General features: G+C 61.8%; 9 protein-coding genes and 1 pseudogene. 4 read left to right on the top strand and 6 right to left on the bottom strand.

Annotation, left to right across the window (positions count from 1 at the left end; genetic code table 11):
• Positions 1-55: 55 nt before the first annotated feature.
• A complete protein-coding gene (locus tag BBF94_RS15730) occupies positions 56-1,198 on the bottom strand; it encodes a DegT/DnrJ/EryC1/StrS family aminotransferase (protein WP_065259910.1) in 1,143 nt (380 codons plus the stop codon).
• A 156-nt stretch (positions 1,199-1,354) separates the two neighbouring features.
• Between BBF94_RS15730 and gcvP the strand changes: the two genes are divergently transcribed.
• A complete protein-coding gene (gene gcvP, locus BBF94_RS15725) occupies positions 1,355-4,228 on the top strand; it encodes an aminomethyl-transferring glycine dehydrogenase (RefSeq protein ID WP_065259909.1) in 2,874 nt (957 codons plus the stop codon).
• A 56-nt stretch (positions 4,229-4,284) separates the two neighbouring features.
• Here the strand turns inward: gcvP and BBF94_RS15720 are convergent, their stop codons facing one another.
• The 3 genes and pseudogenes from BBF94_RS15720 to BBF94_RS15710 all read right to left on the bottom strand — a co-directional run bounded on the left by BBF94_RS15720 (position 4,285) and on the right by BBF94_RS15710 (position 6,884).
• Positions 4,285-4,602 carry a DUF2388 domain-containing protein gene (locus BBF94_RS15720; protein WP_007951791.1) on the bottom strand — a complete coding sequence of 106 codons (318 nt, stop codon included), beginning with the start codon at positions 4,600-4,602 and terminating at the stop codon, positions 4,285-4,287.
• 69 nt (positions 4,603-4,671) lie between these two features.
• The gene (locus BBF94_RS15715) at positions 4,672-6,456 is read right to left on the bottom strand and encodes a GspE/PulE family protein (protein ID WP_065259908.1); all 1,785 of its coding nucleotides are present in this window, start codon (positions 6,454-6,456) and stop codon (positions 4,672-4,674) included.
• A 90-nt stretch (positions 6,457-6,546) separates the two neighbouring features.
• A pseudogene (locus BBF94_RS15710) lies at positions 6,547-6,884 on the bottom strand (hypothetical protein).
• A gap of 126 nt (positions 6,885-7,010) precedes the next feature.
• Here BBF94_RS15710 and BBF94_RS15705 point away from each other — a divergent pair.
• Positions 7,011-7,481, top strand: a complete 471-nt coding sequence (locus BBF94_RS15705) for an Lrp/AsnC family transcriptional regulator (protein ID WP_065259907.1) — start codon at positions 7,011-7,013, stop codon at positions 7,479-7,481.
• A gap of 131 nt (positions 7,482-7,612) precedes the next feature.
• Here the strand turns inward: BBF94_RS15705 and BBF94_RS15700 are convergent, their stop codons facing one another.
• The gene (locus BBF94_RS15700) at positions 7,613-8,983 is read right to left on the bottom strand and encodes a CYTH domain-containing protein (protein ID WP_065259906.1); all 1,371 of its coding nucleotides are present in this window, start codon (positions 8,981-8,983) and stop codon (positions 7,613-7,615) included.
• 155 nt (positions 8,984-9,138) lie between these two features.
• Between BBF94_RS15700 and argE the strand changes: the two genes are divergently transcribed.
• Both argE and argA read left to right on the top strand, forming a co-directional pair.
• Positions 9,139-10,287: an acetylornithine deacetylase gene (gene argE, locus BBF94_RS15695; RefSeq protein ID WP_065259905.1), complete on the top strand. Its 1,149-nt coding sequence runs from the start codon at positions 9,139-9,141 to the stop codon at positions 10,285-10,287.
• Positions 10,288-10,422: 135 nt separating this feature from the next.
• Positions 10,423-11,721 carry an amino-acid N-acetyltransferase gene (gene argA, locus BBF94_RS15690; protein ID WP_007951778.1) on the top strand — a complete coding sequence of 433 codons (1,299 nt, stop codon included), beginning with the start codon at positions 10,423-10,425 and terminating at the stop codon, positions 11,719-11,721.
• Positions 11,722-11,852: 131 nt separating this feature from the next.
• Here argA and tauA read toward each other — a convergent pair whose 3' ends face one another.
• Entirely contained in the window at positions 11,853-12,842 is a 990-nt protein-coding gene (gene tauA / locus BBF94_RS15685; RefSeq protein ID WP_141676590.1) for a taurine ABC transporter substrate-binding protein, read from the bottom strand.
• Positions 12,843-13,200: the final 358 nt, after the last annotated feature.

Raw genomic sequence — 13,200 nt, 5'->3', positions numbered from 1 at the left:
AAGCCCCGATCCGTCGGGGCTTTTTTCTGAACGCAGCCTTTTTATCGGGGATGGCTCAGGCGTTGCCCAGCACCGCTTTGACCGCCGCCACTGAGCGCTCGACATCGGCTTTGCTCATCGCGGTGAACATCGGCAACGACACGATCAGCCGTCCGACCCGCTCGGCCACCGGCAACATGCCCTCCTTGAAACCGCGCTCACGGTACAGGCTCAGCAAGTGGATCGGCGGGTAGTGATAACCGATGCCGATACCCAGCGCCTGCATCTGCTCCATGAACGTGGCCCGTGCCGGCAAGCCGTCCTTGCGCTCCGGCAATACCAGCTGGAACAGGTGCCAGTTGCTGTTGGTGAAATCGGCCGGCGGCAGTTGCGCGCCGTACGTGGCTTCGAAGTCGTCGCCAAAGCACTTGAAGTAATGACGCGCCAGTTCCTGACGATGAGCAGTGAGGGCTTCGATGTGGGCGAACTGGCCGAGGCCGATGGTCGCTGCGACGTCGGTCATGTTGAATTTGCCGCCGAGTACATCGACATCCAGACCGTCGAAGCCGGTGCGGGTGACGCCTTGCAGGCGATATTTCTCCGCCAGACGTGCTTCCTCGGGCGTGTTCAGCACCAGGCAACCACCTTCGGAGCAGGTCACGTTCTTGTTGGCCTGGAAGCTGAACGACACGAAGTCGCCGCTGGCACCGATGCGCTGGCCGTTCCAGCTCGAACCGAGGGCCTGCGCGGCGTCTTCGACGATGCGCAGGTTGTGTTTTTTGGCGATGGCGTACAGGCGCTCCATGTCCACCGGCAGCCCGGCGAGGTAGACCGGGATGACCGCTTTGGTACGCGGCGTGATGGCCGCTTCCAGTTTATCCAGGTCGATGTTGCGGGTGACCGGGTCGATGTCGGCGAACACCGGGGTGGCGCCCACTTCAAGAATCACGTTGGCGGTGGCGACCCAGGAGATCGGCGTGGTGATCACTTCGTCACCCGGTCCGATACCGGCGATGCGCAGGGCGATTTCCATGGTGCAGGTGCCGGAGTTGAAGGTGCGCACCGGGCGCCCGCCGAAATACTCCGACAGTTGCGCTTCGAAGGCCTGGACCTTCGGCCCGCTGGTGATCCAGCCGGAACGCAGGACGTCGCCGACAGCGGCGATGGTGGCTTCGTCGATGACAGGTTTGGAAAACGGCAGAAACGGCAGTTGGCTCATGAGGACTCGATCATCCAAGGGTTGGGCACGTGTTGCTGGTGCCACAGCATGCCCCGTCCGACCACCCGCCGCCAAGCCGTCCGCGACGGCATCGACTGCTATGCTGGTTTGACCGTGTTGCATTGACGCCGAGCGCCAGCCAGGAGAGAGCCCGTCATGTCCCAGTTGCCGTCCTTGAGCCAGTTACGCGACCCCCAGGCCTTCCTGCGCCGTCACCTCGGCCCCGATGCCGCCGAACAGCAGGCCATGCTCGACAGCCTGGGCCTGGGCAGCCGGATCGAACTGATCGAGCAGACCGTTCCGCCCGCCATCCGACTCAATCGTGAGCTTGACCTGCCGCCCGCGCTGGACGAGCAGGCTGCGCTGGCGAAACTGCGCGGGTACGCCGAACAGAATCAGGTCTGGACCAGCCTGATCGGCATGGGCTACCACGGCACTCTCACGCCGACGGTCATTCTGCGCAATGTGCTGGAAAATCCTGGCTGGTACACCGCTTACACGCCGTATCAACCGGAGATCGCACAGGGCCGGCTCGAAGCGTTGCTCAATTTCCAGCAACTGACCATCGACCTCACCGGTCTGGAGCTGGCCAATGCTTCGCTGCTCGATGAGGCCACTGCGGCCGCCGAAGCCATGGCGCTGGCCAAGCGTGTGGCGAAGTCGAAGAGCAATCTGTTTTTCGTCGATGAAAACTGTCATCCACAAACCCTTTCCGTGGTCCGGACTCGCGCCGAAGGCTTCGGTTTCGAGCTGATCGTCGACGCTGTGGATAACTTGAAGCAACATCAGGTGTTCGGCGCATTGCTGCAATACCCCGACACCCATGGCGAGGTCCGCGACCTGCGTCCGTTGATCGATCACCTGCATGCGCAACAGGCGCTGGCCTGTGTCGCGGCCGATCTGCTGAGTCTGCTGTTGCTGACCCCGCCGGGTGAACTGGGCGCCGATGTGGTGTTCGGCTCGTCCCAGCGCTTCGGTGTGCCGATGGGGTACGGCGGGCCGCATGCGGCGTTTTTCGCCAGTCGCGAGGAATACAAACGGGCGATTCCCGGGCGCATCATCGGTGTCTCGAAAGATGCGCGAGGCAACGTGGCGCTGCGCATGGCCCTGCAGACCCGCGAGCAGCACATTCGCCGGGAGAAGGCCAATTCGAACATCTGCACGGCCCAGGTGCTGCTGGCCAACATCGCCAGTTTCTATGCCGTGTACCACGGACCGGAAGGGCTGAGACGTATTGCCCAGCGAGTCCATCGGCTGACCTGCATCCTCGCTGCCGGCCTCGAGCGTCACGGTATCAAACGCATCAACCAGCAGTTTTTCGACACGCTGACCCTGGACGTCGGCGGCGCGCAGACAGCGATCATCGAGAGTGCTCAGGCTGCGCAGATCAACCTGCGCATTCTCGGTCGCGGCCACTTGGGTCTTAGTCTCGATGAAACCTGTGACGAGCGCACCGTCGGCAAACTGTTCGATGTGCTGTTGGGTGTCGATCATGGGCTCAACGTCGAAGAACTCGATGCCGAAGCGCTGGTTTCCGGAATTCCCGAGAACCTGCAACGCAACTCGCCGTATCTGCGCCACCCGGTGTTCAACGCCCATCACAGCGAAACCGAGATGCTGCGTTACCTCAAGCAGTTGGAGAACAAGGATCTGGCGCTCAACCAGTCGATGATCCCGTTGGGCTCCTGCACCATGAAACTCAACGCCACCAGCGAAATGATCCCGATCACCTGGCCGCAGTTCGCCAACCTGCACCCGTTCGTGCCCCGGGAGCAGGCGGTCGGTTACACGCTGATGATCGAAGAGCTGGAGCGCTGGCTGTGTGCGATCACCGGGTTCGACGCGATCTGCATGCAGCCCAATTCCGGGGCTCAGGGCGAGTACGCCGGGTTGCTGGCCATCCGCAAATACCACGAAAGCCGTCAGCAGGGCGGGCGCGATATCTGCCTGATTCCGTCCTCGGCCCACGGCACCAACCCGGCCTCGGCACAGATGGCCGGGATGCGGGTGGTGATCGTCGAGTGCGACGAGGCGGGCAACGTCGATCTGGAGGACTTGAAGGCCAAGGCTGCCGAGGCGGGAGACAACTTGTCGTGCCTGATGGCGACCTATCCGTCGACCCACGGTGTATATGAGGAAGGCATCAGCGAAATCTGCGACGTTATCCACAGGCACGGCGGTCAGGTGTACATGGATGGCGCCAACCTCAATGCCCAGGTCGGGCTGGCGCGGCCGGCAGACATTGGCGCCGATGTGTCGCACATGAACCTGCACAAGACCTTTTGCATTCCCCACGGTGGCGGCGGGCCGGGCATGGGGCCGATTGGCGTGCGGGCGCACCTGGCGCCATTCGTCGCCAATCATCCGGTAGTGCCGATCGACGGGCCGCAACCGCAGAACAGCGCGGTGAGCGCAGCGCCCTGGGGCAGTGCGAGCATTTTGCCGATCAGCTGGATGTACATCGCCATGATGGGGCCGCAACTGGCGGACGCCAGCGAAGTGGCGATTCTTGCGGCGAATTACCTGGCGCAGCATTTGTCCGGTGCCTTTCCCGTGCTCTACACCGGGCGCAATGATCGGGTGGCCCATGAATGCATTCTCGACCTGCGACCGTTGAAAGCGCAGACCGGCATCAGTGAGGAAGACGTCGCCAAGCGCCTGATGGATTACGGCTTCCACGCGCCGACCATGTCGTTCCCGGTGCCGGGCACGCTGATGGTCGAGCCGACTGAGAGTGAGTCCAAGGCAGAACTGGACCGCTTCATCGGTGCGATGCTGAGCATCCGTGCGGAAATCACCGAAGTGCAGAACGGCAACTGGCCGGCCGAAGACAACCCGCTCAAGCGGGCGCCCCATACGCTGGCCGATGTCACCGGCGTCTGGGAGCGGCCTTACAGCATCGAGCAGGGCATCACGCCGGATGCACACACCAGGGCGCACAAGTATTGGCCGGCGGTGAATCGGGTGGACAACGTCTATGGCGACCGCAACCTGTTCTGCGCCTGTGTGCCGGTGGACGATTACCGCTGATCGGCGGGCAAAAAAAAATGCCGCTCGTGTGAGCGGCATTTTTGTGGGCGACAGGTTTATTCCGAAGCCACGGCGTTCTTCGCCAGGATCGCGTTCGCCAGTTCCATGTCCGTGGCCTGCAGACCAGGATTGTCGGCGCGGACTTTCTGCATGGCGGCTTCCAGGTACGGGCCACGGATACCGCCATCGCTGGCGACGAAACTGCCGGCGTCGTCCTGGGCGGCGACGATCAGCTTGTGATCCTTGAAGGTCAGGTACGTCGAGCCGGTGGTGGCGCCGGATGAAATGACGTTACGCCAAAAGCTGTCGGCCATTGCCGAACCGACGGGCAGAGACAGCAGGGCGAGGGTGGCGACAGCAAGTTTGAGACGCATGAGGGGTGACTCCACTGGTGTTGAATAACGGGTTGGATCGCCATTTCGTCGATCCGGTTCCGTGCCGGATTACTTCTGCTCGCTCTGCGGTGTCACCCGCAGCACCTCCTCGATGGTCGTCAGCCCCGCCGCGACTTTTTGCGCGCCGGACAGTCGCAGGCTGCGCATGCCTTCCTTGAAGGCCTGACGCCGAAGCGCGGTCAGATCGGTATCCGGGCTGATCAACGCCTTGAGGCTGTCGGTCAGTTGCATGATTTCGTAGACGCCGGCGCGCCCGTGATAACCGGTGTCGCGGCACTCCAGGCAACCGATGGCCCGTTGTGCGTTGCCCGGCAGCGGTGCCTGCCATGGCCGGGTCAGGGTTTGCCAGTCCTCTTCGGCGACCGGCAGCGGCGCCTTGCAGTGCGGACACAGCGTGCGCACCAGGCGCTGGGCCATGACGCCGAGCACCGTGGCCTTGATCAGGTAATGCGGCACGCCGAGTTCCAGCAGGCGGCTGATGGCGCTCGGCGCGTCGTTGGTGTGCAGGGTCGAGAGCACCAGGTGTCCGGTCAATGCGGCCTGGATCGCCATTTCGGCGGTTTCCAGGTCACGGATCTCGCCGATCATGATGATGTCCGGGTCCTGCCGCATCAGTGCCCGTACGCCGGAGGCGAAAGTCAGGTCGATGTTGTGCTGGACCTGCATCTGGTTGAAGGCCGGCTCGACCATCTCGATCGGGTCCTCGATGGTGCAGAGGTTGACCTCCGCGGTCGCCAGTTTTTTCAGGGTCGTGTACAGCGTGGTGGTCTTGCCCGAACCGGTCGGGCCGGTCACCAGAATGATGCCGTTGGGCTGGCGGGTCATGTCCTGCCAGCGGCGCAGGTCGTCGGCGGAAAACCCGAGCTGGTCGAAATCCTTGAGCAGCACTTCCGGGTCGAAGATCCGCATCACCATTTTTTCGCCGAAGGCGGTGGGCAGGGTCGACAGGCGCAGTTCCACTTCACCGCCGTCCGGCGTCTTGGTCTTGACCCGCCCGTCCTGGGGTTTGCGCTTTTCGGCGACGTTCATCCGACCGAGGCTCTTCAGGCGGCTGACGATGGCCATCGTCACCTGTGGCGGAAACTGATAGACGTTGTGCAACACGCCGTCGATGCGAAAGCGCACCGTGCCTTGCTCGCGCCGTGGCTCGATGTGGATGTCGCTGGCCCGTTGCTGGAAGGCGTACTGGAACAGCCAGTCGACGATGTTGACGATGTGCGCGTCGTTGGCGTCCGGCTCCTGATCGCTGGCGCCAAGGTTGAGCAGTTGTTCGAAGTTGCCGAGGTTGCTGCCCGGCTGGTCGGTGTTGCTGGCGCCGCTGACCGACTTGGCGAGGCGAAAGAACTCGACGCTGAAGCGCTGGATGTCCGCCGGGTTGGCCACCACCCGTTTGACCGGCAGTTTCAGGACGTGGGTCAGATCGGCTTCCCAGCTCGTGACATAAGGCTGGGCGCTGGCCACGGTCACCGCATCGCGGTCGACCGACACCGCAAGAATCTTGTGGCGCTGGGCGAAGGCGTAGGACATCAGCGGCGTGACGGCGGCGACGTTGATCTTCAGCGGATCGATCCGCAGGTATGGCTGGCCGGCCTGCTGGGCCAGCCACAGGGTCAGGCTTTCGAGGTCCAGGTGTTTGCCCGGACGGCTGAGGTCGTCCAGTTGCTGGCCGGCGATGAACTCCAGCGGATGCATCTGACCGAGGGTCGCCTGCCGGCGACGGGCGTTCAGAGCGTGTTCGGCCGAGTCCTGGCTGATGAAGCCCTGGGCGACCAGTTCACGCAATACATCATTGAGATCCAGCCAGCGGTCCTGAGTGGCGAGTTGAACGGACATGCGGGCTCCTTTTGAACGACAGTCCGCAAAGGATAGTCGTGGCCCCACCGACCGTTGGGCCACTACCCGACGAAGGCGTTTCCGATTTTTTCAGCCGGCTGCCTGAGTCGGCGCACCCCACGCCGCATCGGGGTTTTGCAGATTCACCGAACACACACTGATCAGGTTACGAAGTTTTTCCGCGATCACCCCGGCGCGATGCCAGCTCAGGCCACCCATGATGATGTCGATGGACAGCAGGTCGTCCAGACGCTGGACATTGACCTGCTCAGGCGTGAGGAACTGCAAGGCGAACAGGTTCAGCACACGCACCAGCAGATCGGGCTCGCCTCGGCCAGTATCTGGTATTGCGCAAGGCAATGAGTGTTGTTGACGTTCCACACATCGGGACGGGGCGCCGGGGTGTTGACGGCTTCAAGGTGTGGCATGGGAGGTCTCCGGAATGAGTGCAGAAATTTTTACATTCGAGACCGGACATTTCTTGTCTAAGATGAACTGATCTTACGGCTGCGATGAATAGCCAATTCACCATGTACCAGTTTTGAGGTTTATTTATGCAAAGCGAGCTGGACAGCTACGACCGACGTATTCTCGCTCTGCTGCAAGAGGACGCTTCCCTGTCCAGCGCACAGATCGCCGAGCAGGTGGGCCTGTCGCAGTCGCCGTGCTGGCGACGGATACAACGGATGAAGGAGGAGGGGATCATTCGCGGCCAGGTGACCTTGCTCGATCGCAAGAAAATCGGCCTGAACACGCAGATCTTCGCCGAAATCAAACTCAACGCCCACGGCCGTTCGAACTTCACCGAATTCACCGAGGCGATTCGCGGCTTTCCCGAAGTGCTGGAGTGTTATGTGCTGATGGGAGCGGTGGATTTCATGTTGCGCATCGTCGCGGCGGACATCGAGGCGTATGAGCGGTTCTTCTTCGAGAAGCTGTCGCTGGTGCCGGGAATCCAGGAAGTGAACTCGATTGTGGCGTTGTCGGAGATCAAGTCGACGACGAGTTTGCCGGTATTGCGCTGAATCCCTTTGTGGCGAGGGAGCTTGCTCCCGTTGGGCTGCGAAGCAGTCCCCAACCGGTGCTTGCCGGAATTGGGAGTCCTTCGGCCTCCAGCGGGAGCAAGCTCCCTCGCCACAGTTTCTGTTGTCGGGGATTACAGGCGCAGCAGCGTTTTCCAGGCACGATTCTGATAAACCGCAATCGCCTGATGCTTGCGCGCATCGAGCAGTTCATCGGTGATGGTCGGCTCGTTGGCCAGTTGCGCCAGTTTGTTCAGCTCGCCGTACAGCCGGTCCATTTCCGGGATCTCCAGCACGTTGCGCGCGTGGTGCAGCCAGACCTGGATGCGTTCGATGCGCGGCAGTTGCTCGGCCAGATCTTCCGGTTGCTGCTGATAGCGCTGCAATTGCAGTGAAGTGGCTTCTTCGCCCAGCAGGCGCGGCAGCCAGCTTTGCAACTGCGCGGCACCTTGGCGATTGCCACGGGTGTTGCGGTCGGCAGCCCAGGTGCGGGCCAGCAACCAGCGCGAAGCATTCAGCGAGAACAGGCCCCAGCGCGGGTCTTCCAGTTCTTCGAGAAATTGCTCCGGTGCGGCTTTGCGCACGTCTTCGTCTTCAAGACCGACCTGTACCAGCGGACGCCAGTCTTCCAGCAAGGCATCCAGTGCCACACGCAGATCGTGGGTCGACTGACGCGGTGCGGCCTGGCCGAGGCTGCTGAGCAGGGCGCGCATTTCCGCGAGGTTCTCGACCCAGTCCTGCAGCAGGCGCCAGTGGCCGTTGAAACGATACTGTTCGGCCAGACGCTGGCTGCTGCCGAGCAAGTGCCAGCTCAGGGCGGCGAAAGCGTCGTCCAGCGGGGTTTCGGCGGTGATGGCCGGCGCCGGCAGGCTCAGCGAATAGCTGTTGGCGTCGTACAGGCGATAGCCGCGCTCGGCCTTGCTGATATCGCACGGCATCAGGGCCAGGGTTTCGGCCAGTTCGGCGGCCAGCTCCAGCAGCGCGGCAGGCTCGCCCTCGCGCAGTTCCAGTTCCAGCTCGCAGATTTCTTCTTTCTGTTTGCCGACCACCACATGGCCCAGGTCCAGCGCGGCTTCGATGACCACTTTGGTCTTGCCGCGACCCCAGGCGATTTCGGCACGCTCGCGGACGAAATCGGTGGTGAAGATGGGTTTCAGGGTTTTCTTGTCCAGGTCGGCAAGGGACTCGGGCCAGCATTCGCCGTCGAGTTTCTTCACATCGAGTTTGGCTTTGGGCAGGTGCCAGTCGTACTCGTTACGCTCGGACAGACCGGCAACGCTCTGGCCGCGGGTCTTGAGGGTCTGGATCACTTCTTCGCCGTCCTTGCGCAGGCGCAGGGCGACTTTGGCCCGGGCCAGGTCACGCTCGGGCGTGTCGAAGTACTGATTCATCAACTCACGGCGTTCCCAGCCACTTTTGTTGCGTTTTTTCAGGAGAGGGTGCTCGCGCAGGGCGGCGAGGGTTTCGCGGCTGACGCGGAGTTTGATTTCGGTTTCTTTCTGCATGGCCGGAAAATCCAGGATCGGGAGCGCAGCCGGTGAATGTGTGGCTGCCAAGGCCGTGCAGTGTACAGGACTGAACCTTCCTACGCCTTGTGGCGGTTTATTCCTGTCGCCGGATGGTTCTATGATGGACTTCAATCCGGGAGTTGGAGTCAGCGATGCCTTTGCCATCCATGCAGGACCAGTTCGCTGCACTGATCGCCGTGCCGTCGGTCAGTTGCACCCAACCGAATCTGGATCAATCCAACCGGCCGGTGATCGATCTGCTCGCCGGATGGCTCGGCGACCTGGGCTTTGGCTGCGATATCCGGCAGGTCAGCCCCGGCAAGTTCAACCTGCTCGCCAGCTTTGGCAGCGGTCCCGGCGGGCTGGTGCTGGCCGGGCACAGCGACACGGTGCCTTACGACGACGCGCTGTGGAAAACCGACCCGCTGAAACTCACCGAAGTCGACGGTCGCTGGGTCGGCCTCGGCAGTTGCGACATGAAAGGCTTCTTCGCCCTGATCATCGAAGCCGTGCAGCCGTTGCTCGACCAGCCGTTCAAACAGCCGTTGCTGATTCTCGCCACCTGCGATGAAGAAAGTTCGATGTCCGGCGCCCGGGCGCTGGCCGAAGCGGGGCAGCCGCTGGGGCGGGCGGCGGTGATCGGCGAACCGACCGGGCTCAAGCCGATCCGCATGCACAAAGGCATCATGATGGAGCGCATCGATATCCTCGGGCAGAGCGGCCATTCGTCGGATCCGCGCCTGGGGCACAGCGCCCTCGAAGCCATGCACGATGCCATCGGCGAGCTGCGCGGCCTGCGCCTTTTGTGGCAGCGGGAATTCAACAACCCGCAGTTCAGCGTGCCGCAGCCGACCCTGAACTTCGGCTGCATCCATGGTGGCGACAATCCCAACCGCATCTGCGGCCAGTGTTCGCTGGAGTTCGATCTGCGACCGCTGCCTGGCATGGACCCGAAAGTGCTGCGGGCCGAGATCCTGCGCAAGCTCAATCCGGTCGCCGAACGGCATCGGGTGAAGATCGATTACGCGCCGTTATTCCCTGAAGTGCCGCCGTTCGAGCAGTCCGAGGACGCCGAACTGGTGCGAATGGCCGAAAAACTCACCGGCCACTCGGCCGAAGCGGTAGCGTTCGGCACCGAAGCGCCTTATCTTCAGCGCCTTGGTTGCGAAACCATCGTACTCGGCCCCGGCGACATCGCCTGTGCCCATCAGCCGGACGAGTACCTTGAAATGTCACGTTTGCAGCCTACCGTGCATCTATTGCGGCAGTTGATCGAACATTACTGTCTCAAAGCTGTATAAATTGCCGTCCTGCCAACCCGTATTCATGAGGAGAGCGCGCGTGTCGCCAAGCCTGTTCCGACGATAACCATCAGCCCGCTGTGCGTTTTCCGTTTCGCCCCTTTTCCGGCTGCTATTTATTACAGGCCCAGGTTCATGCCCGAATATGTCAATTGGCTTCGTCACGCGTCTCCTTATATCAATGCCCACCGCGACTGCACCTTCGTCGTCATGCTGCCCGGCGACGGCGTGGAGCATCCGAATTTCGGCAACATCGTCCATGACATCGTGCTGCTGCACAGCCTCGGCGTGCGGCTGGTGCTGGTTCACGGTTCCCGTCCGCAGATCGAAACCCGTCTCGCCGCGCGCGGCCTGACCCCGCATTACCACCACGGCATGCGCATCACCGATGCAGCCACGCTGGAGTGTGTGATCGATGCGGTCGGCCAGTTGCGCATCGCCATCGAAGCGCGGCTGTCGATGGACATGGCCTCGTCGCCGATGCAGGGCTCGCGCCTGCGGGTGGCCAGCGGCAACCTCGTGACCGCGCGGCCGATCGGCGTGCTGGAAGGTGTCGACTATCACCACACCGGCGAAGTGCGCCGGGTCGACCGCAAGGGCATCAACCGTCTGCTCGACGAGCGCTCCATCGTATTGCTGTCGCCGCTGGGTTATTCGCCGACCGGTGAGATCTTCAACCTGGCCTGCGAAGACGTCGCCACCCGCGCCGCCATCGATCTGGGAGCCGACAAACTGCTGCTGTTTGGCGCTGACCTCGGCCTGATCGACGAAAACGGCAAACTGGTGCGCGAACTGCGCCCGCAACAAGTGCCGGCGCATTTGCAGCGTCTGGGCAGCAACTATCAGGCGGAACTGCTGGATGCCGCCGCCGAAGCCTGCCGTGGCGGCGTGGCGCGCAGCCATATCGTCAGTTATGCCGAAGACGGCGCACTGCTGACCGAACTGTTCACCCGCGACGGTGGCGGTACGCTGGTGGCCCAGGAGCAATTCGAACTGGTGCGCGAGGCGGCGATTGAAGACGTCGGCGGTCTGCTCGACCTGATCAGTCCGCTGGAAGAGCAGGGGATTCTGGTACGCCGCTCCCGTGAAGTGCTGGAGCGTGAGATTGAGCAGTTCAGCGTGGTCGAGCGCGAAGGGATGATCATCGCGTGCGCAGCGCTGTATCAGATTGCCGATTCCGATGCCGGTGAACTGGCGTGCCTGGCGGTGAATCCCGAGTATCGCCATGGCGGACGTGGCGATGAACTGCTGGAGCGCATCGAGACCCGTGCCCGGGCGCAGGGCCTGAAGACGCTGTTCGTTCTCACCACCCGCACCGCTCACTGGTTCCGTGAGCGCGGCTTCGAACCGAGCAGCGTCGAGCGCCTGCCGGCGGCCCGGGCTTCTCTCTATAACTATCAGCGCAATTCGAAGATCTTCGAAAAGTCCCTCTGATAAAGGGGCCTGCCAAACATTGTGGTGAGGGAGCTTGCTCCCGTTGGGCTGCGAAGCGGCCCCAAAACCTGCGATCGCAGAAATGGGGAGTCCTTTGGCCTCCAGCGGGAACCAGCTCCCTCACCACAGGTTCAATCGGTGATGAACTTGGCGCTGACGTACGGCGAATAGTCCGGCAACACCGTCTCGACCTTGCCTTGTTCCTTCAAAAATTTCGCCGTCTCGCCAATCGCCTTCGCCGTGCCGCCGTCCAGTAGTGCTGCGGTCCGTTGTGTTTTGGCATCGGGGAACGCCGAACCTGCGAGCAATTCCGGGACGTCGGCGGCGTTGGCACCGGTCAGTTTGGCGATTTTCTGCACTGGCTCCGAATCGGCCGTCCAGCCGTCTTTATGAGCGGCGTAGTCGGCGAACGAGTCCAGGGTCACCTTGGCGAATTTGGCCACGATCTCCGGATGCTTCTCGGCGAAATCCTTGCGCGCAACCCAGACTTCGAAGGTTGGAGCACCCCACTGGCCGACCTGCGCGGCATCGGTCAGGGTCTTGCCGGTCTTGCGGATTTCACCCAGCGCCGGCGACCAGACGAAGGCGCCATCGATGTCGCCACGTTTCCAGGCCGCCGCTATTTCTGCAGGTTGCAGGTTCACCACTTTGACTTTCGAGGCATCCAGGCCCCAGTGCTTGAGTGCGCCGAGCAGGCTGTAGTGGGAGGTGGAAACGAAGGGTGTGGCGATGGTCTTGCCCACCAGATCTTCCGGTTTGTCGATGCCACTGCCATTGCGCACCACCAGTGACTCGGCGGCATTGATCTGCGCCGAAACGATAAATGCGACGATCGGCAGATGGCGTGAAGCGGCGGCGGCCAGCGGGCTGGAGCCGAGGTTGCCGATCTGGACGTCACCGGAGGCGATGGCTGTCACTACTTCCGGACCGCTGTTGAAGCGGCGCCAATCGATTTTTTCGCCTATGGTCTTCTCGTAAACGCCGTCGGCCTGGGGGACTTTGCTTGGATCGATGCCGGTCTGGTAGCCGACGGTGAGACTGGAAGCATGGACAGAAAAAGAAATCAGCGCCGACACACAAACTGTAACAAATTGACTAGATAGTGCGCGTTTGGCCATGATGGCGTCGCCTTTTCGATAGGGTTTGACGAATCGGGGTTTCGCCAAAGCTAAACGATCTAAAAAAAGGCTCACAAATACCATTTAGGAATGAGCTTAGTCGCCGATACGCTGTATCCCGGTACGGATGGTCACTGTTGGCTATATTCCTGGGTGGTATTAAAAAGAATCAATAAATTCTTTTTGGATTTATCTGGAAGTCTCTACCCTGCAAGGACCGAATAACTGCGATTAGACCTTGGTCGTAGACACACAAGGTTGCGATTGACTTGTCAGTCACGGTCTGGCGCTAATCGCGCATCTTAGGATCCAGGGGCGTCAGACCCCGGACCAGGAACACAAGAATTAGAAACGAGAGGAG

The sequence above is a fragment of the Pseudomonas bananamidigenes genome (assembly GCF_001679645.1).
Lineage (GTDB): Bacteria > Pseudomonadota > Gammaproteobacteria > Pseudomonadales > Pseudomonadaceae > Aquipseudomonas > Aquipseudomonas bananamidigenes.
The sequence above is the reverse complement of the archived record's forward strand: the minus strand, read 5'-3'. Positions and strand labels throughout refer to the sequence as shown.